Below are 22,139 nucleotides of genomic sequence, written 5' to 3'. Positions count from 1 at the left end.
ATCATCTCCTGGGAAGGACCGCAGCCATGCTGACGGGGAGTTCGAACGAGATCAGCACGTTCAAGGGGGAGCAACGCGCGCTGCGCGCCAACCGCATCGGGGCCCCGGCCCTCCTGCTCTCCGTCCTGGCCGCCACCGCCCCCCTGATGGTGGTCGCCGGTGTCATCCCGACCACGTTCGGCACCATGGGCATCGTCGGCGTGCCCCTGCTGTTCGTGATCGTCGGCGCCGTGCTGGCCCTGTTCAGTTTCGGCTACGCCGAGATGAGCCGGCACGTGCACAACGCCGGTGCGCTGTACGCGTACATCTCCCGCGGCCTGGGCGGCACGGCCGGCGCCGGCGCCTCCTACGTGGCGCTGTTCGCGTACAGCATCATGCAGATCGGCACCTACGGGATCTTCGGCTTCGAGATCTCCGGGCAGATATTCCAGCACTGGCACCACAACGTCGACTGGTGGATCCCGGCGCTCGCCGGCGTCGTCCTCACCGCGGTGTTCGGTGCGCTGAAGATCGACCTCAACGCCCGGACGCTGGGCGTGCTGCTGCTCATCGAGACGGTGCTGACGCTGGTCTTCGACTTCAGCTTCGTCACCGACCCGGGCCCGCAGGGCGTGTCCCTGCACGCGTTCGACCCGGGCACGCTCAGCGGCGCCGGCCTCGGCACCGCCCTGTGCTTCGTGATCGCCGGCTTCGTCGGCTTCGAACAGGCCCCGGTCTACGCCGAGGAGACCAGCGACCCGCAGCGCGTCGTGTCCAAGGTGATGTTCCTGGCGATCGGCTTCGCCACGGTCTTCTTCGCGTTCAGCTCCTGGGCGATCACCGTGGCGACCGGTCCCTCGCACGTGGTGGGCCAGTCGCAGCAGCAGTCCGCGAACCTCATCTTCGCCCTGAACCAGGACCGGTTGGGCAACGGGTTCACCGACCTGCTGAACGTCTTCTTCATCACCGGCATCTTCGCCTCGATGCTGAGCTTCCACAACGTGGTCGCCCGGTACGCGTTCGCGATGGGCCGTGACGGCCTGCTGCCGTCCGCGGTCGGCCGCACCTCCAAGACCAGCGGCGCGCCGGCGGTCGGCTCCTTCCTGCAGTCGGCCGTGTCGCTGATCGTCGTCGTGGGCTTCGCCGTCACCGACAACGGGCACTTCGACAAGCAGATGGGGCCGGACCCGACGGCGCCGGTGCTGCGCCTGTTCACCTGGGCCGGCAACGTCGGCGCGCTCGGCGTGGTGCTGCTGATGGCCACCGCGGCGGTGGCGGTCATCGTGTTCTTCGTCAAGCGCGGTGCCGCCGGGGTGCAGGCGTGGCGGCTGGTGACCTCCGGGCTCGCCGCGGTCGCCCTGATGGTGATCTTCGTGTACTCCGTCAAGGACTTCGCGGTCCTGCTCGGCGCCAACCCCGGTCACGGCCTGCGCTGGGTCCTGCCCGGCATCATCGCGCTGGCCGCGGTGATCGGCCTCGTCGTCGGCCTGGTGCTGCACTCCAGGAAGCCCGAGGTGCACGCCAGGATCGGGCAGGGCAACGAGGCGTTCCAGCTGCAGAAGGCCGCGGACGCGGCGGACGCCGCCCGCGCCGGGGACGCCACGGCCTGACCGCCCGCACCGCACGACGGCCCGCCTCCGCCCGTCCGGGCGGGGAGCGGGCCGTCCGGCATTTCCCCCGGGGCGTGGTGCGGGCGCGGCTTCGGCGGCGGCCGGCCGCCGGCCGGCCGGGGTGGTCGGTGGCGTGCCCGGTCCACCGGCCGGTGGCGGGTTGCCCGCGCGGTTCCTCGCGCCCTGAGGGGCTGGTGTGGCTGGTCGAGTGACGGCGCCCCGCGGCGGGGCCGGAGTGCGGCGTTCCAGGGGCAGGCGTGAGGGGCGCGGGGAGACCGCGGTGGAGCTGAGCGAGCGCTCAGTCAGCTCTTGCCAAAACTGGAACACGTTCCTACGATCCATGATGTGACCTCAGACGCGGCGAAGCACGAGGGCGGGGCCGGGCCGCTCGACGGAGTGCGGGTCGTCGAGCTGGCGGGCATCGGCCCCGGGCCGTTCGCCGCCATGGTGCTGGCCGACCTCGGCGCCGACGTCGTCCGCGTCGACCGGCCCGGCGGCCCGGGCCTCGGCGTGGACCCCGCCGTCGACCTGACCAACCGCAACAAGCGGTCCGTCGTGGTCGACCTCAAGGACGACGCGGGCCGCGCCGCCGTCCTGGACCTCGCCGCCCGCGCCGACGTCCTCATCGAGGGCTACCGCCCCGGCGTGGCCGAGCGGCTCGGCGTCGGCCCCGACGCGTGCCTGGCCCGCAACCCCCGTCTGGTCTACGGGCGGATGACCGGCTGGGGCCAGGACGGCCCCCTCGCGGCCACCGCGGGCCACGACATCGGCTACATCGCCGTCACCGGCGCCCTCGACCTCACCGGACCGGCCGCGGGACCGCCCGCCGCCCCCGCGAACCTCCTCGGCGACTACGCGGGCGGCTCGCTCTACCTGGTCACCGGCGTCCTCGCGGCCCTGCACCACGCCCGTGCGCACGGCCGCGGCCAGGTCGTCGACGCCGCGATCGTCGACGGCACCGCCCACCTCACCACGATGATCCACGCGCTGCGCGCGGCCGGCGCCTGGCAGGACCGCCGCGAGGGCAACCTGCTCGACGGCGGCGCCCCGTTCTACGGCGTGTACGCCACCTCCGACGGCGCCCACATGGCCGTCGGCGCGCTGGAGCAGCGCTTCTACGACTCCTTCGCCGCGCTGCTGGGCCTCGCCCCGGACGAGGCCGCGCTGCGCGCCGACCCGGCCCGCTGGCCCGAGCTGCGCGCGGCCGTCGCCGCCCGGTTCCGCACCCGCACCCGCGAGGAGTGGACGGCCGTGTTCGACGGCACCGACGCCTGCGTCTCCCCGGTCCTCACCCTCGGCGAGGCACCCGACCACCCCCACCTGGCGGCCCGCGGCACGTTCACCGAGGACGCCGGGATCGTGCAGCCCGCACCCGCTCCCAGGTTCAGCGCCACGCCCACCGCGGTGCGGCGCCCGCCGGCCCGTCCTGGCGCGCACACCGCGGATGTCGCAGCAGACTGGGACGTACCCGCGCTCGCCACCGACTGACCGCCCGCCCCCACCCTCACCGAAAGGCACGACGTTGAGCACCGACGCCTACGTCTACGACGCCGTACGCACCCCGCGCGGGCGCGGAAAGGCGAACGGGTCGCTGCACGCGACCAAGCCGATCGACCTCGTCGTCGGCCTCATCCACGAGCTCCGCCGCCGCTTCCCCGGCCTGGACCCCGCCGCGATCGACGACATCGTGCTCGGCGTCGTCAGCCCGATCGGCGACCAGGGCTCGGACATCGCGCGGATCGCCGCCGTCGCGGCCGGACTGCCCGACACCGTCGCCGGCGTGCAGGAGAACCGCTTCTGTGCCTCCGGCCTCGAGGCCGTCAACCTCGCCGCGGCCAAGATCCGCTCCGGCTGGGAGGACCTGGTCCTGGCCGGCGGCGTGGAGTCCATGTCGCGTGTCGCCATGGGCTCCGACGGCGGCGCCTGGGCGATGGACCCGATGACGTCCTTCCAGGTCGGCTTCGTGCCGCAGGGCATCGGCGCCGACCTGATCGCCACCCTCGGCGGCTGGACGCGGCACGACGTCGACGCGTACGCCTCGCTCTCCCAGGAGCGCGCCGCCGAGGCGTGGAAGGACGGCCGGTTCGCCCGCTCGGTGGTCCCGGTCCTGGACCGCAACGGCCTGACCGTCCTCGACCACGACGAGCACATGCGGCCCGGCACCACGCCCGACTCGCTCGCCAAGCTCAAGCCGTCCTTCGCCGACATCGGCGACCTCGGCGGCTTCGACGCGGTCGCGCTGCAGAAGTACCACTGGGTGGAGAGGATCGACCACGTCCACCACGCCGGCAACTCCTCCGGCATCGTGGACGGCGCTGCCCTGGTGGCCGTCGGCAGCCGCGAGGTCGGCGAGCGCTACGGCATGACCCCGCGGGCCCGGATCGTCTCCGCCGCGGTCTCCGGCTCCGAGCCGACCATCATGCTCACCGGCCCCGCGCCCGCCTCCCGCAAGGCCCTGGCCAAGGCCGGGCTGACCATCGACGACATCGACCTCATCGAGATGAACGAGGCGTTCGCCGCGGTCGTGCTGCGGTTCGCCTCCGACATGGGCGTCAGCATCGACAAGGTCAACGTCAACGGCGGCGCCATCGCCCTCGGCCACCCCCTGGGCGCGACCGGGGCCATGCTGATCGGCACCCTCGTCGACGAACTGGAGCGCCGCGACCTGCGGTACGGACTCGCCACCCTCTGCGTCGGCGGCGGCATGGGCGTCGCCACCGTCGTCGAACGCATCTGACCCCGCCACCCTGGAGCCCACCGACATGAGCGAGTCCACCACCATCCGCTGGGAGCAGGACGGCGACGGCATCGTCACCCTCGTCCTCGACGACCCGAACCAGTCCGCCAACACCATGAACGCGGCGTTCGCCGACTCCCTCGACGCGGTCCTGGACCGCCTGGAGGCCGAGGTCGAGCAGGTCCGCGGCGTCATCATCACCTCGGCGAAGAAGACCTTCTTCGCCGGCGGCGACCTGCGCGACCTGATCCGCGCCACGCCCGAGACCGCCGAGCAGGTGTACTCCGGCTCGCTGCGCATCAAGCGCCGGCTGCGCCGCTTGGAGACCCTCGGCCGTCCCGTCGTCGCCGCGATCAACGGCGCGGCGCTGGGCGGCGGTTACGAGATCGCGCTGGCCTGCCACCACCGCGTCGCCCTCGACGCGCCCGGCAGCAAGATCGGCCTGCCCGAGGTGACCCTCGGCCTGCTGCCCGGCGGCGGAGGCGTGGTGCGCACCGTGCGGCTGCTGGGCATCGCCGACGCGCTGCTGAAGGTGCTGCTGCAGGGCCGCCAGTACACCCCGGACCGGGCCCTGGCGGCGGGCCTGATCCACGAGGTCGTCGCCGACCGCGAGGCCATGACGGCCGCCGCCCGCGCCTTCATCGAGGCCAACCCGGACGCCCGGCAGCCCTGGGACGTGCCGGGCTACAAGATCCCCGGTGGCACGCCCAAGAGCCCGGCGTTCGCCGCGAACCTGCCGGCGTTCCCCGCGAACCTCGCCAAGCAGCTGGCCGGCGCCCCGTACCCGGCGCCGCGCAGCATCCTCGCCGCGGCCGTCGAGGGCTCGCAGGTCGACATCGACAACGCGGCGGTCATCGAGGCCCGTTACTTCACGGAGCTGGCCTGCGGCCCGATCTCGAAGAACATGACGCAGGCGTTCTTCTTCGACATGCAGGCCGTCAACTCCGGTGCCAGCCGCCCCAAGGACGTGCCCGCCCGGCAGGTCGCGAAGGTCGCGGTGCTGGGCGCCGGCATGATGGGCGCCGGCATCGCCTACTCGTGCGCCCGGGCCGGGATCGACGTGGTCCTCAAGGACGTCTCGCAGGAGGCCGCGGAGCGCGGCAAGGCGTACTCGGCGGGGCTGCTGGACAAGGCGCTCGCCAAGGGCCGCACCACGCCGGAGAAGCGCGACGCGCTGCTGGCCCGGATCACGCCGACCGCCGACCCGGCCGACCTGGCAGGCTGCGACGCCGTGATCGAGGCGGTGTTCGAGGACGCCGCGCTCAAGCACAAGGTCTTCCAGGAGATCCAGGACGTCGTGGCTCCGGACGCGCTGCTGTGCTCCAACACCTCGACGCTGCCGATCGGCCTGCTCGCCGAAGGCGTGGAGCGCCAGGCCGACTTCGTGGGGCTGCACTTCTTCTCGCCGGTGGACCGCATGCCGCTCGTGGAGATCATCCGCGGCGAGCGCACCGGTGACGAGGCGCTGGCCCGCGCCTTCGACCTGGTCCGGCAGATCCGCAAGACCCCGATCGTCGTCAACGACTCGCGCGGCTTCTTCACCTCGCGGGTGATCGGCCACTTCATCAACGAGGGTGTCGCGATGGTCGGCGAGGGCCTGCCCGCGGCGTCCGTCGAGCAGGCCGCGGCCCAGGCCGGCTATCCCGCGAAGGTGCTGTCGCTGCTGGACGAGCTGACGCTCACCCTGCCGCGCAAGATCCGCCGCGAGGCGCGGGCGGCCGTCGAGACGGCCGGCGGGACCTGGCAGGAGCACCCGGCGGAGCGGGTGATCGACCGCATGGTCGACGAGTTCGAGCGCCCCGGCCGCAGCGGCGGCGCCGGCTTCTACGACTACGAGGACGGCCGCAGGACCGTGCTGTGGCCCGGCCTCGCCGAGCACTTCGCCAAGCCCGGCGCTCAGATCCCGTTCCGCGACATGCGGGAGCGGATGCTGTTCGCCGAGTCGCTGGACACCGTCCGGCTGCTGGAGGAGGGCGTCCTCACCTCGGTCGCCGACGCCAACATCGGCTCGGTGCTGGGCATCGGCTTCCCCGCCTGGACCGGCGGCGTCCTCCAGTACATCAACGGCTACGAGGGCGGCGTCGCCGGATTCACCGCCCGCGCCCGCGAGTTGGCGACGGCCTACGGCGAGCGGTTCAACCCGCCCGCGCTGCTGGTCGAGAAGGCCGAGCGCGGCGAGCGCTTCACCGACACGCCGGCCTCCTGAGGCACGTCTGCCGGAAGCACGTCTTCCCGAGGCACGGCGCAGGACCGCGGAGTGCGGGCCGGCGGGACACCCCCGAAGGCCCGCACTCCGTTTTCCGTCTCCGTGACGTGGTGTCAGGTTCACGGAATGTTCATGGGTGACCTCGATGGGTGACGTTCCTCACAGGCGGCCGCGCGCCCGGTTGCCCGATGAGGCCGCTACGTCCCTTTCCTGTGGCTGGACATGACAGAGCGTCAACCCCTTGACTGCACCAGCAATCGTCATGATCGCCCTGGGGAGGGGTTGTGCGAGGGGTTGTACGGGGGACGGGACGTCCCATGTCCAGACGCCGCAGTGCGGCGGTGGGGGCGGCCACGGGGCTGGCACTGCTGGTCGGTGCCGCGGGGCCGGTGACGGGCGCGGCGGCGGTCACGCCGGCCGGTGCGCGGGCGACGACGCAGGCCGCGCCGGGGAAGGACGCCACGAAGCCGGCCGCCGCCACGTCGGCGGTGACCGAGGACGTGGCCGCCGCGCAGGCTGCCCGCACGGGCAGGAGGACCGAGGTCACCTCGCTGCGCGGGGAGGCCACCGAGACCTACGCGCTGCCGGGCGGTCACCTGGAGACCGTCGAGCACCTGCGTCCGGTGCGGACCCGGGTCGACGGCCGCTGGGAGGACATCGACACCGCGCTGGTCAAGCGCGCCGACGGCACGGTGGGACCCCGCGTGGCGTCCCTCGACGTCAGCCTGTCGGCGGGTGGCGGCACTCCGCTCATCACGCTGCGCCGCGCGGGCCGGACGCTGAGCCTGTCGTGGCCCGGAACACTGCCGGCGCCCGTGCTCGACGGCAGCACCGCGACGTACCCGGGCGTGCTGCCCGGAGTCGACCTCCAGGTGCGCGCCGAGGCGGACAGCGTCTCCGAGGTGCTGGTGGTCAGGACCGCCGCCGCCGCGGCCGACCCGAGGCTCACCCGGCTCCAACTGGGCATGAAGGCGGCCGGGCTGACGGTCCGCCCGACCGCCGACGGCGGCCTGGCCGCCGTCGACGCCGGCGCGGGCGGCACCGTCTTCGAGGCGCCGAAGCCGCTGATGTGGGACTCCGGAAGCAGCACCGCCGGCGCCGCGGCCGCGCCGGACACGCGGACGGCGAACGGCGGTCCGGCCGTCAGGGGCGGCGCCGCCGATCCCGCCGCCGACCCGGCCGCGGGGCCCGCCGACGACTCCCGGACCGCGCCGATCGGCGTGTCCGTGCCCGCCGGCGGCCACCACCTCCTGCTGACCCCGGACCAGGGCCTGCTCAAGAGCGCCCACTACCCGGTGTTCATCGACCCCCAGTGGTCCTCGCCCAAGGCCACCAGCTGGACGATGGTCTCCCGCTACTGGGCGTCGTCCCCGCAGTGGAAGTTCAACGGCGAGTCCGACGCGGGCGTCGGCTACTGCTCGGGCGACACGCGCTGCGCCCCCGAGGATCTCAAGCGGCTGTTCTTCTCGGTGCCCACCGCGGCCTTCTCCGGCAAGGACATCCTCAGCGCCACGTTCGTGGCCCACGAGACGCACTCCTACAGCTGCTCCGCCCGCGACGTCGAGCTCTGGCGCACCAAGGGCATCAACTCCTCGACCACCTGGAACACCCAGCTCGCCTCCGGCTTCTGGATCGACAAGCTGAAGACGGTCAGCGCCGCGCACGGCTACGACAGCTCGTGCGCCGCCGGCGACATCGAGTTCTGGGCCGACCGCGCCGTCCAGCAGGCCGCGGCGGCGGGCTGGTCCACCACCACCTTCGGCATCCGGGCCAGCGACGAGGGCGATGCCTACAGCTGGAAGCGGTTCTCCGACGACGCGTACCTGCGGGTGGAGTACAACCGGCCGCCGAAGCAGATCGCCATGTCGCAGCTGACGATGGACCCCGGCGGCGCCTGCGTGAGCTCCTCCACGCCCAAGCGGGTCCGCATCCTGCCGCGGCTGATCGCCAACAACGTCACCGACCCCGACGGCGACAACGTCCGCGTGCAGTTCGGGGCCAGCTGGGACACCGGTGACGGCAAGGGCTTCGTCCTGCGCTGGAGTTCGAGCCTGCTGGCGGCGAAGAAGTCCGGCTCCGACTTCAGCGTCACCATGCCGTCGACCATCCCGAAGAACAGGATGATCGGCTGGTACGCCCGCTCCTACGACGGGGCGGAGTACTCGCCCTGGTCGTACGACGGGGCCGCGGTGACCTGCGCCATGGTCTACGACACGTCCGTGCCGGACGGCCCGGCCGTCACCTCGGGCCAGTTCCCGAAGTCCGACCCCGACAACCCGGACGACCCCTGGGTCGACGGCGTGGGCCGCTACGGCACGTTCACCCTGGACTCCACCGCCACGGACGTCGTGAAGTACTGGTACGGCGTCAACGGCGACCCCACCAGCGCCCACAGCGTGACCACCACGTCCGGCGGCGCGGTGAGCTTCAAGGTGATGCCGACCAAGCCCGGCGTCAACAAGATCACCGCGCAGGCCTTCGACGCGGCCGGCAACGGCAGCCAGATCACCACGTACCAGTTCCGGGTGCGGGCCGGGCAGCCCGAACGGCTGACCCTGCCGCTCGACGAACCCGCGGGCTCCACCACGGTCAGCGGCAGCGGCGGTGACTGGAGCGCCGACCTGCACGGCGACGCCGCCACCGCCGGCGACGGCACCAGCGGCGACCGGTGGCTGCACCTGGACGGCACCGGCGACTACGCGTCCACCGACTCGCCGGTGACCAACACCGCGAAGAGCTTCTCCGTGTCGGTGTGGGCGCGCCTGCCCGGAACCGAGCCCACCCACCCGATGGAGGCCCTGTCGGAGAACGGCGCCTACTCCAGCGGGTTCCAGCTCTACTACTCCTCGGCCAGCCACGGCTGGGTCTTCGCCCGCTTCGCCTCCGACAGCTCCACCGGCAGCGGCTTCACGATCGCCGCGCAGCCGGCCTGCCCGGCCGGCGACACCGCCTGCGCGACCGCCCGCGTCAGCGACTGGACGCACGTCACCGGCGTGTTCGACAACCCGTCCGGGCTCATCAAGCTGTACGTGAACGGCGCCCTGGTGGCCAGCACGCCGTTCACCACCCCGTGGGACGCCCGCGGCCAGACCCTGATCGGCGCCTCGGCGCAGAACGGCACGCTGGGCAGCTTCTTCGCCGGCGACCTCAACGACGCCGAGATGTACGACTACCAGCTCACCGACGCCGAGGTCGGGCAGCTGGCCGTCCACCACCCGATCACCACGGTCGGGCGCCCCGCCAAGGTGGTGTGGTCCTTCGACGACCCGAACGCCGGGGGCAGCGACCCGAACGCCGCCACCACGGTGGCCGGCCGCGCCCAGCAGGTCGACCTGTCCGTGCACGGCTCCGCCGTGCTCGGCGGCGACGGCGTGGAGAGGACCGCGCTGAACTTCGACGGCGTCGACGACTACGCGCAGACCACGCAGCCCCTCCTGGACGACTACCAGAGCTTCACGGTGTCCCTGTGGGCGCGCGCCGCCAACGAGGACCGCACCGCGGTCGCCGTCCACCAGGCCGGCGTGGCCAACCGCGGCTTCGAGATCTACCACAACGCGACCGGCTGGGTCTTCCAGCGGGCGACCGCCGACACCGCCGACGCCACCCTGGCCCGCGCCCAGCAGAACGCCTGCCCGGGGGGCCAGCCGACCTGTGCCGCCGCCCATCTGGGCCAGTGGACCCACGTGGTCGCCGTCTACGACATCGACGTGGCCCTGATGCGCCTCTACGTCGACGGCGTGGAGGTGGCCAGCACGCCGTTCACCACCCCGTGGCTCGCCACCGGCGTGCTCACCCTCGGCGCGTCCAACTACCCGTCGGGGCTGGCCAACCGCTTCAAGGGCGACCTGGACGACGTGCGGTTCTACGACCGCGCGCTGTCCCCCGACGAGATCGTCACCCTGCTCAACCAGCACCCGGTGGTCAAGGGCCGCTGGCAGCTCGAGTCGGCCGCCGGCACCCCGGCGGCCTCGCCCGACGCCTCCACCGGCAACCGGCCGCTGACCCTGGCCAACGGTGCCGCGGTCGGCGCCGACGGCTGGGTGGACACGGGCGCGCTCGATCTGGACGGCGTCGACGACTACGCGGCCACCTCCAGCGTGCCGATCGACACCAGCCGCAGCTTCACCGTCAGCGCCTGGGCGCTGGCCGGCGCGGGGCGGCCCGCCGCCACCGAGGCGGTCCTCAGCCAGGAGGGCGCGGTCAACAGCGCCTTCACCGTCCGCTACGTGCCCAGCGCCACCTCGCCCAGCACCTCCGGGCGATGGCAGATCGTGATGCCCGACTCCGACACCGCGTCGGCCTCGGACGCCACGGCCGACAACGTCCTCTACGACGACTACGGCTCCGGCGGCTGGAACCACCTGGCGCTGGTCTACGACGCCTTCGCTGGCCAGATGCGGCTGTACGTCAACGGCGAACTGCAGCAGACCGTGTGCACGGACACCGACGGCGACGGCACGCCGGACGACCCCGCCTGCACCGACCTCGTCTCCTGGGCGTCGAACACGATCGGCTTCAACGCCACGAAGACGCTGCAGCTCGGCCGGGCCAAGGACGGCGGCACCTGGGGTCAGTACTGGTCCGGGTCGATCGACGACGTGTGGGCCTTCCAGGGCGTGCTGACCCAGAGCCAGATCCAGCAACTGGCGTCCGGCACGGCCGGCCTGCCGACGGCGGTACCCGCGGACAGCTGAGGGTCCGCGACGAGGGCGTCCCCGACCCGGGACGCCCTCGTCCCGCGGAACGGGCGCGCCGTGGCCCCCGCGTGCGCTCCCGCTCCGCCGCCCCTTCCTTCCCCCTCACCTCACTTCACTTCACTTCCTTCTCCGCACCTTTCTCCTCAGCCTTCTCCGCACCCTTCTCCTTCTTCTTCCGTGCGCTGCCCCGGAGTGGGTCGACGCTGCCCGCCCGCGGGCCGACAAGGAGCGAACGACATGACGCAGATGAGACGGGGCCGGCCACGGCCCTGGCACGGCGGGCTGCGCCGCCGCGTGGCGATGGTGGCGTCGGCGGTGCTGCTGGGCGCGCTGCTGCCGGCGGGTGTCGCCGAGGCACTCGACCCGTCCGCGCAACGGCCGCAGGTGACCGAGGCCGACCGGCCGGTCGCGGGCCACCCCGTCAAGGGGACCCCGCGGCCCTCCGCCGCCCCGGTGACCGGCCCCAAGGGCGGCCCCGCGGCCGCCTGGCCGACCGCCGGATCGGCCTCGGGCACGGTACCCGCGGCCGGCGCGCGGACCGCGCTGCACGGCCTGCCGATGGCGCTGCGCGCCCCGGCCCGCACGGGAGCCGCCGCCCGGACGGCGCCCGCCGCTTCCGCCGCCGCCTCCGCCGTCGGATCGGCCCAGGTGACCGTGCAGAGCCGGTCCGCGGCTCAGCGGGCCGGCGTCGACGGCATGCTGTTCACCGCCCGGCGCGCCGACGCCCGGGCTACCGCCGGCCGGGTCGGCCTCGAAGTGGACTACGGCGGCTACGCGCAGGGCTACGGCGGCGACTACGGCGCCCGGCTGCGCCTCGTACGGCTGCCGGCGTGCGCGCTGACGACACCCGGCGTCGCGTCCTGCCGGGTGCAGACCCCGGTCGCCGCCGTCAACGACAGCGCCCACCAGCGGCTGACGGCCGCCGCCGTGCCGCTCCCGGCCGCCGCCGCCCCGTCGGCCCTGTCGAGCGCCGCCGCCCCGCAGGCCACCGTGCTCGCCGTGACCGCGGGGGCCTCCAGCGACGCCGGCGACTACCAGGCCACCTCCCTGTCCCCGTCGGCGAGCTGGCAGACCAACCTCAACTCCGGCTCGTACACGTGGTCCTACGACATGTCGGTGCCGCCGGTGCCCGGCGGCCTCGCCCCGCAGGTGGGCCTGACGTACGACTCCGGCCAGATCGACGGCCGCACCTCCGACACCAACAACCAGGCGTCCTGGGCCGGCGACGGCTTCGACCTGTGGCCCGGCTACATCGAGCGCAGCTACAAGTCCTGCGCCGACGACGGGGTCGCGGCCGACGCCGACGGCGTCAAGCCCGGTGACGAGTGCTGGGGCTACGACAACGCCACCCTCAGCCTCAACGGCAAGGGCGGCCAGCTCGTCCCGGCCGGCACCAACGTCTGGAAACTGAAGAACGACGACGGCACCCGCGTCGAGCACCTCAACGGCTCGGCGTCCGACGTGCGCGACAACGGCGACAACGACCAGGAGTACTGGCGGGTCACCACGACCGACGGCACCCAGTACTACTTCGGCTACAACAAGCTCCCCGGGTGGGCGAGCGGCAACGAGACGACCGACTCCACCTGGACGGTCCCGGTGTTCGGCAACGACACCGGCGAGCCGTGCCACGACACGACGTTCGCCTCCTCGTGGTGCCAGCAGGCCTACCGGTGGAACCTCGACTACGTCGTGAACACCCACGGGGACGCCGTCGCCTACTACTACGACAAGGAGACCAACTACTACGGCCGCGACCTCAAGGCGAGCGACGGCACCGCCTACACCCGCGGCGGCTCCCTCGACCGCATCGAGTACGGGCTGCGCAGCTCCACGGTGTACACCGCCAAGCCGCTGGCCAAGGTGACGTTCGGCTCCTCCGAGCGGTGCCTCCCGCAGAGCGGTGTCACCTGCGCCGCCGACACCATCGGCAGCCAGTCCTTCTCCTGGTACGACACCCCCTGGGACGAGAACTGCGACCAGGGCAAGGACTGCACCTCCCTGTCACCCACGTTCTGGACGCGCAAGCGCCTGACGTCGGTCACCACGTCGGTGCTCAACTCCTCGGGCACGTACTCCGACGTCGACAGCTGGGCCCTGGACCACTCGTGGGGCATGGCCGACATCGACTACCAGCTGCTGCTGAACTCCGTGCAGCACACCGGCAAGTCGGCGACTCCCTCGATCAGCCTGCCCAAGGTGCAGTTCTCCTACGAGCAGGACGCCAACCGGCTGGACAAGGACGGCGACGGCACCGCGCCCTTCATCAAGGACCGGCTGCACACCGTCATCGACGAGTCCAACGGCCAGACCGACGTCAACTACAGCGCGCCGGACTGCGACTGGAACCACCTGCCCACACCGGAGACCAACACCACGCGCTGCTTCCCGCAGTACAGCGTCGCCTCCGGTGACGCCAACCCGTCGCTCCAGTGGTTCAACAAGTACGTCGTCACCTCGGTGACGCAGACCGACCGCACCAACTCCTCGCCGGACATGGTCACGACGTACGACTACCTCGGGGACGCCGCCTGGCACTACGCGGACGACGACGGGCTGACCAAGGAGAAGTACAAGACCTGGTCGCAGTGGCGCGGCTACCGCCAGGTGCGGGTGGACACCGGCGACACCACGGCCATGGCCTCGCAGACCGACCACTGGTTCCTGCGCGGCATGAACGGCGACCGCCTCAACGGCTCCGGCGGCACCAAGACCGTCACCCTGGACAACGGGGAGGGCGCCACGCTCTCCGACTGGGAGGCGCTCGCCGGCTTCGAGTACCGGACCGAGGCCTACTCCGCGCCCGGCGGCAGCATCCTGTCCAAGACCGTCAACCACGGCTGGTTCCACCAGAGCGCGAGCGAGACGCACAGCTGGGGCACCGTCACCGCGAACGTCAGCGGGACCGACCGGACCGACACCTACACCTCCCTCGACGACGGCGCCGGCGCCAAGTGGCGGCAGACCACCGTCAAGAACACGATGGAGAACACCGCCGGCCGCATCACCCAGACCGAGGACCTGGGGCAGACCGACCTCGGCGGTGACGACCACTGCACCCGCACCACGTTCGCGGAGAACACCGCCGAGAACCTGCTGACGCTGCCCGCCCGGGTCGAGACCGTCGCCGTCGACTGCTCGACCACGCCGGACCGCAGGACGCAGGTGATCTCCGACGTCCGGACCGCGTACGACGGCACGAGCTACACCGCCTCGCCCACCAAGGGCGACGCCCTCTACAGCGCCACGCTGAAGTCGCACGACGGCACCACGGGCACCTACCTGGAGTCCGGCGCCACCTACGACCAGTACGGCCGGCAGCTCACCGCGACCGACCTGACGGCCAACGTCACCGCGACCAACACCGGTACGCCGGCCCGCACTCCGCGGACCGACGGCCTGACCAGCACCACCGCGTACACGCCCACCACCGGCATCCCCACCGGGATGACGCTCACCACGCCACCGCTGGTGAAGGGCACGCCCTCCACCGCGATGACCACCACCACGACGCTGGAGCCGCTGCGCGGCCTGCAGACCTCCGTGTCGGACACCAACAGCCACCACACCGACTCCACCTACGACGCGCTCGGCCGGACGCTGAAGACCTGGCTGGCCGACCGCTCGGCCAACCACGCGCAGACGCCCAACTACGAGTACACGTACACCATCACGCCGGACTCCCCGATGGCGGTGGCGACGCGGACCGTCGACAACGACGGCAGCCAGGACACGTCGTACACCCTCTACGACGGCTTCCTGCGGCCCCGCCAGGTGCAGACGCCCGGAACCGGCGGGGGCATGCTCGCCGCGGACACCTTCTACGACGGACGCGGCCTGGTGGCCAAGGAGTTCGCGCCCTACTTCGTGCAGACCGCGCCCTCGCCGGTGCTGTCCGGCGTGGACAAGGCACTGTCGGTCGAGACCCAGACCTGGCACACCTACGACGGCCTGGGCCGCGAGACGCTGCTCAAGCACGTGGCCGGCAACGGCGACGGCGGGCAGGTGCTCGACACCACGACCACCGTCTACGGCGGCGACCGCACCACGGTGATCCCGCCCACCGGCGGCACCACCACCACGACCCTCACCGACGCGCGCGGCCAGCAGTCCGCGGTGTGGCAGTACCGGACCGCCCTGCCGACCGGGACGCCCGACAAGACCCTGTACACGTACACCCCTTCGGGCAAGCCGTACACCGTCACCGACGCGGACGGCAACACGTGGTCGTACACCTACGACCAACTCGGCCGGATGACGCGGAGCTCGGACCCCGACAAGGGTGTCACCACGATCGCCTACGACGACCGTGACCGGGTTCTCACCAGCACCGACTCCCGGGCGAGCGGCAACACGCTGGCCTTCGTCTACGACACCCTCGGCCGGCAGCTGGAGGAGCACTCCGGCTCCACCACCGGCCCGATGCTGGCCAGTTGGGCCTACGACGGGGTGGCCGGCGCCAAGGGGCAGCTCAGCTCGTCCACCCGCTACGACAGCGGCAACCAGTACACGACCACGGTCAACGCCTATGACGCCCTGTACCGGGTGACGCGGTCGACCACCGTCATCCCGGCGGCCGAGGGCGCGCTGGCCGGCAGCTACCAGCAGAACACCAGGTACAACCCGGACGGCACCGTCATCGGCACCAGCTTCCCGGCCGAGGGCTCGCTGCCCGCCGAGTCGATGGTGACGACGTACGACGCCCAGCACCGGCCGGTCGCCGTCTCGGGCACCGGCACCTACCTCACCGGCGTCAGCTACTCCGACACCGGCAAGCCGGAGCAGTACGAGCTGGGCACCACCGGCGGCGACAAGTCCTGGGTCACCGACACCTACGAGTGGGGCACCCAGCGGCTGCAGACCTCCCGGGTCGACCGGTACGGCATCGCGGGCGTCGACCGCTACACCACCTACGGCTACGACCAGGAGGGCAACGTCCTCTCGGTGTCGGACACCTCGCGTGACGGCACCGACAACCAGTGCTTCAGCTACGACGGCCTGCAGCGGCTGACGGAGGCCTGGGCGCAGGGCACCACGACCTGCGCGGCCACCCCGTCGGCGGGCGTGCTCGGCGGCCCGGCGCCGTACTGGCAGTCCTTCACCTACAAGCCGTCAGGCCTGCGGGACACCGAGACCGACCACGACCCCGGCGGCAACACCGCCTCGGACGTCGGCAAGACGTACCACTACCCGGCCCCCGGCCAGCCGCGGGCCCACACCCTGACCGGCGTGGACACCACCGGACCCGGTGGCGCCACCGCGAAGGACAGCTACGTCTACGACGAGATCGGCGACACCACCACCCGTGACGTCGGCGGCGACTCGCAGTCGCTGAAGTGGGACGCCGAAGGACACCTGCAGTCGGTCACCGGCACGTCCGGCACCACCTCCTACCTCTACGACACCCACGGCAACCGGCTGATCCAGCGGGCGCCCGGCGCCACCACGCTCTACCTGGGCAGCGCCGAGATCACCCTGCCCACGGGCGCGGCCAAGCCCAAGGCCACCCGGTACTACGACCTGACGGGCGGCATCCAGGCGGTCCGGACCGACGACAACAAGGTCTCCTTCGTCGTCCCGGACCACCAGGGCACCGGCCAACTCGCCATCGACGGCTCCACGCTGGCACTGCAGCAACGGCGGACCACGCCGTTCGGCTCGGTGCGCGGCACCGCGCCCACGGCATGGCCGGGCGACAAGGGCTTCGTCGGCGGCACCGACGACGCCACCGGCCTGACCCACCTGGGGGCCCGCGAGTACGACCCGGAGACCGGCCGGTTCCTCAGCGTCGACCCCGTGCTCGACACCACCGACCCGCAGTCCCTCACGGGCTACGCCTACTCCGACAACAACCCGGTGCGGTTCTCCGACCCGGCGGGCACCGAGATCGGCTCCAAGCCGAACTCCTGCCAGTACGACCTGAAGTACTGCGACAAGAAGACGCAGAAGGCCGTCGGCTACGACCCCAAGACCGGTACCGCGACCCCGCCCCCACCCCCGGCGCCCACCCCGGCCCAGGTGCAGAAGGCGTGGATCAAGAAGATGACCCCCAGCACCAGGAAGGAGGGCAAGCTCCTCTCGTGGTGGTCCGGGTTCACCGGCCTCAACACCACGGGCCCGTACTGGGATCCGCAGATCGACGGCAAGGGCGCGGGACACCTGTGCTTCGGCCTGCTCGGCTGCAGCAAGGCGATGGACTACCTCCAGTCCCATCCCGGAAAGGTCGACAAGGCCAAGGAGATCGCGGCCACCTACTGCGTCGACCACCTGCACGAGTGCGAGAACGACGCGCGGGGCTACCAGATCGGCCAGGATCTGTGGGGCTCGGTCACCGACATCATCCTCGCGCGTGAGGGCATGAAGGGCCGGACGGCCGGCGAGACGGTGTGCAGCTTCACCGGCACCACCAAGGTGCTGCTCGCGGACGGCACGACCAAGCGGATCAGGGACGTCACCACCGCCGACCGGGTCGCCGCCGGCGACACGCAGGACGACTCCGGCCGGCACGCCCGGGCCGTCGTCGGGACGACCGTCCACCGCGACGACGACCTGCTCGACGTCGCGGTACGCGGGCCCGACGGCGTGATCACCACCCTGCACACCACGCAGGGCCACCCGTTCTGGGACGCCACCAGGAACAGCTGGGTGTCCGCGGGCGACCTGCTCCCCGGCCACCTGCTCGACACGCCGACCGGACAGCACGCCACGGTGGCCGGACTGAAGCCGGTGAGCGGCGCAGCCGACATGTACAACCTCACCGTCGACGGGCTGCACACCTACTACGTGCTGACCGGCACGACGCCGGTGCTCGTCCACAACGACGGCGGCTACCAGGTGCCGGACGACTTCATCATCGCCCGCGGCGGCACCAAGCCGATGCCGGGACCGGGCGAGACGTTCTCCGGCAACATGGGCTCCGACGAGCTGGAGGCGGGCGGGGGCCTGCCGCACGGACAGATCCGGGTCACCACCGCCGGAGCCATCCGCGCGGCCGGCGGTACGGTGGACTACCTGCCGGAGCCCGTCGCGGACGGAAGCGCCATCAACTACAACCACGTCGACGTCACGATGGGCGACGCCGACCCGTTCAGCGAGCTCCAGCCCAACCCGGTGCCCAAGGCCATGCGGCTGTCGCCGGAAGCACTCGGAGGGCCGCGATGCTGACAGCGGTGCCCTGCCGCGGGAGAGGCGAGCCACGATGAGGAGCAGAACGGTGCCCTGGGGGCCGGACGACACGGTCCCCGGGCCCGTGGACGAGGTCTTCGCGACGGTCCGCACGGCGTTTCCCGACGTCGAGATCGCGCGCCTGGCCGTGACGCACGCCGCCGACGACGACAACCTCTGGTACTTCACCAGGCGGGAAGGCGCCGTGGAGGTGCAGATGGACTGTTTGCCGGGCGGTGCGGCACCGTTCCTGCTCGAGTCCGACACCGCCGCGCACCGGGCGCCCGACGTCGGGTCCGCCGTCGCCACGCTGACCGACTGGCTGCGCGGCGGCTGACCGCACCGGCCGGACCGCTGCCGTGTGTCCCCGGCCCCGCCCTCGGGCGGGCCGGGGACACACGCGTGTTCGGGGCGCACGGCGGGTACGGCGTCTACGCTGCCCTGATGCGCCTGCGCCTTCCCCGCCCGCCGCGGTCACGGTCATCGCGGAACCGCCTGCCGGTGTCGGTGCGGGCCGTGCCGCGCACGGCCGCCCTGCCCCGCGTCGCCCTGCCCGCCGCGCTGCTCGCCTGCTGCCTGTCGTGCACGGGTGGCGGCGGCGCGCCGCCGGCCGCCGCCGGTGCCCCGGGCGCCGGCGACCGGCTGTTCCCGCAGGCGGGCAACGGCGGGTACGACGTCACGCACTACGGGCTGGACCTGTCGTACGACCCCGCGACCGGGCGGCTGTCCGGCACCGCCGACGTCACGGCGACCGCCACCGAGCGGCTCGGCCGGTTCAACCTGGACCTGTCCGGGCTGACCGTCGGCTCGGTGGCCGTCGGCGGGCATCCCGCCGGCTTCTCCCGGTCCGGGGACGAGCTGACCGTGCGGCCGGCCGGCCCGCTCGCGCGCGGCGCGCAGTTCACCGCCACCGTCGCGTACGCGGGCGTGCCCCGCACCCTCACCGACCCGGACGGGTCGAAGGAGGGGTGGCTGCGCACCGACGACGGCGCCGTCGCCCTCGGCGAGCCCGTCGGCGCGATGGCGTGGTTCCCGTGCGACAACCACCCGTCGGACAAGGCCGCGTACGACCTGACGATGTCCGTGCCGGACGGTCTGACCGCGGTCTCCAACGGCGACCTGGCCGGCACCACGCACTCCGGCGGCCGTACGGCCTTCCACTGGCGGACCAGCCGGCCCATGGCCACCTACCTCGCCACCGTGGCCATCGGCCGCTTCACCGTGACGCGTTCGGCGCCCCCCGGCGGGCCGCCCCAGTACACGGCCGTCGACCCGCGCTCCGACGATCCCGGCACCGCGGCGTCGCTGCGCCGCATCCCGGAGATCCTGCGGTGGGAGAGCGGCCTGTTCGGGCCCTACCCGTTCGCGTCCGCCGGCGCGATCGTCGCTCATCTGGCACGCGGCCAGGGCGGATACGCGCTGGAGACGCAGAACCGGCCGTTCTTCCCGGGCGCCTCCGACCCGCCCGCCGTGCCGCTGAACACGCTGGTCCACGAGCTGTCGCACCAGTGGGTCGGGGACTCGGTGACCCCGCGGTCCTGGCAGGACATCTGGCTCAACGAGGGCTTCGCCACCTACACCGAGTGGCTGTGGGCCGCGCACGAGGGCGGCGACTCCGTCGACACCAGTGCGGCCGCGGCCTTCGACGACCCCGCCTCCTGGACGTTCCCGCCCGCGTCCCCGCCGACCGCCGCCGACCTCTTCGCCACCCCCGTCTACCGCCGCGGCGCCCTGGTCCTGTACGAACTGCGCCGCGCGCTGGGGGATGCCGAGTTCCTCCGCCTGCTCCGTGCCTGGCCCGCCCAGCACGCCTACGGCAATGCCTCCACCGCCGACTTCACCGCCTTCTGCGCCCACTTCACCGGCCGCGACCTGACCCCGCTCTTCCACACGTGGCTCTACGACGCCGCCAAGCCCGCCCATCTGTGAGGAATCGCAGCTGCGGCTGTCGGTGCCCTCGCCTACCGTGAGGGCATGGGGGAGATCGTCCATGTACGGGGTGACGCCACCGCACCGCAGGGCAAGGGCGTCAAGGTGATCGCGCACGTCTGCAACGACCTCGGGGGATGGGGCAAGGGCTTCGTGCTCGCGGTCTCCCGCCGATGGCCCGAGCCCGAGGCCGCGTACCGCCGGTGGCACCGCGAGCGGAACCGCAACGACTTCGGCCTGGGCGCGGCACAGTTCGTCCAGGTCGGCGAACGCCTGTGGGTCGCCAACATGGTCGGGCAGCGGGGCATGCGCACCGGCAGCAAAGGCGTCCCGGTGCGCTACCCGGCGATCGACACCGCACTCGGCCTGCTCGGCGACCGGGCGCTGGAGCTCGGCGCCTCCGTGCACATGCCGCGGATCGGCTGCGGGCTGGCCGGCGGCAGCTGGTCGCGCGTCGAGCCCCTGATCACCGCGCGGCTCGTCGAACGCGGCGTCGCCGTCACGGTCTACGACCACGACGGCTGAGCCGATGCCGGCCGCGAGCGGGCCGGTTCAGCGCAGCGGGGCGCCGACCTCGTGCATGTGGGTCAGGGCCTGACGGTAGGAGTCGAGCAGGCCGGTCTCGGTGTAGGGGACGCCGAGGCGGGCGCAGTGGGCGCGGACCAGCGGCTGGGCCAGGCGGAGATGGGGGCGGGGCAGGCTCGGCATCAGGTGGTGCTCGATCTGGTAGTTGAGGCCGCCGAGCATGAAGTCCGTCACCGGGTTGCCCCGGACGTTGCGCGAGGTGAGCACCTGGCGGCGCAGGTGGCCCCAGCGCGCGCCCTCCTCCGGCATGGCCATGCCCTTGTGGTTCGGCGCGAACGCGCAGCCGAGGTGCACGCCGAGGAGCGCGTGGTGCAGCAGCGCGAACACCAGCGCCTGCGCGGGCGACATGGCGGCCAGCAGCAGCGCGGTGTACCCGGCCAGGTGCGCCACCAGCAGGCCGCCCTCCACCAGCCGGTCCCGGCCGGTGAGCCGCCGCAGGTCCTGGAAGCTCGCCACCTTCAGGGCCAGGCCCTCCAGCGTGAGCATCGGGAAGAACAGCCCGGCCTGATGGCGTGTCAGCCACCGTGCGAACCCCTCGCGTTCCACCGCCTGCGCCCGCGTCCACACGAGCGCGCCCACCTCCACGTCCGGGTCCTTGCCGACGTGGTTGGGGTTGGCGTGGTGCCGGTTGTGCTTGTCGGTCCACCAGGCCGCCCCCATGCCCAGCAGCAGGTTGCCGTGGACGAGCGCCAGCACGCGGTTGGTGCGCCGGTCCGCCGCGATCTGCTGGTGGCCCGCGTCGTGCCCGAGGAAGCCGGAGCGTGCCGACAGCACCGCGGCCGGCAGCGCCAGCGCGAGGACCCACCACGACCCCGTGCCGCCGGCCAGCACCACGGCGGTCCACACCGCGCCCAGCGCCAGCGCGTTCACGGTGATCGTCGCGGCGTACCATCCGGTCCTGTGACGCAGCAGCCCGGCGTCCCTGACCTGCCGCAGCAGAGGGGCGAACTCGCTGCCCGCCTCCTGCCCGGGCGGGCCGGGCGGCGCGGGCGGCGGGGCCGCGGACGTGGCGGCGAGGGTGCTGCTGGCTGCGGGCATGGCTGCTCCAGGGACGGTCTCGGGGGTGGGGGCGCTGATCGTTCGTGGCGTCGAGGGGGCGGACCGGGGTCCGGACCGCTCCCTCGACGCTACGAACCGGCGCCCGCTCCCGGCCATGACGCCTCCACCCGGCCGGTGCGGGGGGCCACCGGCCGGAAAACCGGGGGAAAACCCCACCCGTCCTTTGCCACGAT

At 72.7% G+C, this 22,139-nt stretch carries 10 protein-coding genes; 9 read left to right on the top strand and 1 reads right to left on the bottom strand.

The annotated features are described in order from the left end of the window. The first annotated feature begins 26 nt into the window (after positions 1-26). The 9 genes from BMW99_RS13070 (at position 27) to BMW99_RS13030 (ending at position 20,847) form a co-directional block, all read left to right on the top strand. Positions 27-1,589 (top strand): APC family permease, encoded by a 1,563-nt coding sequence (locus tag BMW99_RS13070; RefSeq protein WP_069466131.1) that lies wholly within the window; start codon positions 27-29, stop codon positions 1,587-1,589. 345 nt (positions 1,590-1,934) lie between these two features. Continuing rightward, complete coding sequence (locus BMW99_RS13065) at positions 1,935-3,077, top strand: CaiB/BaiF CoA transferase family protein (protein WP_069466130.1); 1,143 nt, start codon at positions 1,935-1,937, stop codon at positions 3,075-3,077. A 34-nt stretch (positions 3,078-3,111) separates the two neighbouring features. Then, positions 3,112-4,326: an acetyl-CoA C-acetyltransferase gene (locus tag BMW99_RS13060; protein ID WP_069466129.1), complete on the top strand. Its 1,215-nt coding sequence runs from the start codon at positions 3,112-3,114 to the stop codon at positions 4,324-4,326. 25 nt (positions 4,327-4,351) lie between these two features. Next, the gene (locus tag BMW99_RS13055; RefSeq protein ID WP_069466128.1) at positions 4,352-6,532 is read left to right on the top strand and encodes a 3-hydroxyacyl-CoA dehydrogenase NAD-binding domain-containing protein; all 2,181 of its coding nucleotides are present in this window, start codon (positions 4,352-4,354) and stop codon (positions 6,530-6,532) included. A 317-nt stretch (positions 6,533-6,849) separates the two neighbouring features. Beyond that, the gene (locus BMW99_RS13050; RefSeq protein WP_079176034.1) at positions 6,850-11,226 is read left to right on the top strand and encodes a LamG-like jellyroll fold domain-containing protein; all 4,377 of its coding nucleotides are present in this window, start codon (positions 6,850-6,852) and stop codon (positions 11,224-11,226) included. A gap of 240 nt (positions 11,227-11,466) precedes the next feature. Next, positions 11,467-18,393 (top strand): RHS repeat-associated core domain-containing protein, encoded by a 6,927-nt coding sequence (locus BMW99_RS13045; protein WP_075016837.1) that lies wholly within the window; start codon positions 11,467-11,469, stop codon positions 18,391-18,393. A gap of 34 nt (positions 18,394-18,427) precedes the next feature. Next, positions 18,428-18,730, top strand: a complete 303-nt coding sequence (locus BMW99_RS13040) for a hypothetical protein (protein ID WP_143080531.1) — start codon at positions 18,428-18,430, stop codon at positions 18,728-18,730. Between the two features lie 179 nt (positions 18,731-18,909). Beyond that, the gene (locus BMW99_RS13035; protein ID WP_245791417.1) at positions 18,910-20,322 is read left to right on the top strand and encodes a M1 family metallopeptidase; all 1,413 of its coding nucleotides are present in this window, start codon (positions 18,910-18,912) and stop codon (positions 20,320-20,322) included. 45 nt (positions 20,323-20,367) lie between these two features. Continuing rightward, on the top strand, positions 20,368-20,847 hold the full coding sequence (locus tag BMW99_RS13030; RefSeq protein WP_075016836.1) for a macro domain-containing protein: 480 nt from the start codon (positions 20,368-20,370) through the stop codon (positions 20,845-20,847). A gap of 27 nt (positions 20,848-20,874) precedes the next feature. Here BMW99_RS13030 and BMW99_RS13025 read toward each other — a convergent pair whose 3' ends face one another. After that, positions 20,875-21,945, bottom strand: a complete 1,071-nt coding sequence (locus BMW99_RS13025; protein ID WP_075016835.1) for a fatty acid desaturase family protein — start codon at positions 21,943-21,945, stop codon at positions 20,875-20,877. Between the last annotated feature and the right edge of the window lie 194 nt (positions 21,946-22,139).

This window comes from Actinacidiphila rubida, assembly GCF_900110255.1.
GTDB classification, from domain to species: Bacteria; Actinomycetota; Actinomycetes; order Streptomycetales; family Streptomycetaceae; genus Actinacidiphila; species Actinacidiphila rubida.
This window is presented reverse-complemented; position numbering and strand designations above follow the sequence as displayed.

Excerpts from the sequence above, each read along its gene's own strand:
- BMW99_RS13070 (WP_069466131.1), top strand. The coding sequence starts at position 27 with ATGCTGACGGGGAGTTCGAACGAGATCAGCACGTTCAAGGGGGAGCAA.
- BMW99_RS13055 (WP_069466128.1), top strand. The coding sequence starts at position 4,352 with ATGAGCGAGTCCACCACCATCCGCTGGGAGCAGGACGGCGACGGCATC.
- BMW99_RS13050 (WP_079176034.1), top strand. The coding sequence starts at position 6,850 with ATGTCCAGACGCCGCAGTGCGGCGGTGGGGGCGGCCACGGGGCTGGCA.
- BMW99_RS13045 (WP_075016837.1), top strand. The coding sequence starts at position 11,467 with ATGACGCAGATGAGACGGGGCCGGCCACGGCCCTGGCACGGCGGGCTG.
- BMW99_RS13040 (WP_143080531.1), top strand. The coding sequence starts at position 18,428 with ATGAGGAGCAGAACGGTGCCCTGGGGGCCGGACGACACGGTCCCCGGG.
- BMW99_RS13030 (WP_075016836.1), top strand. The coding sequence starts at position 20,368 with ATGGGGGAGATCGTCCATGTACGGGGTGACGCCACCGCACCGCAGGGC.
- BMW99_RS13025 (WP_075016835.1), bottom strand. The coding sequence starts at position 21,945 with ATGCCCGCAGCCAGCAGCACCCTCGCCGCCACGTCCGCGGCCCCGCCG.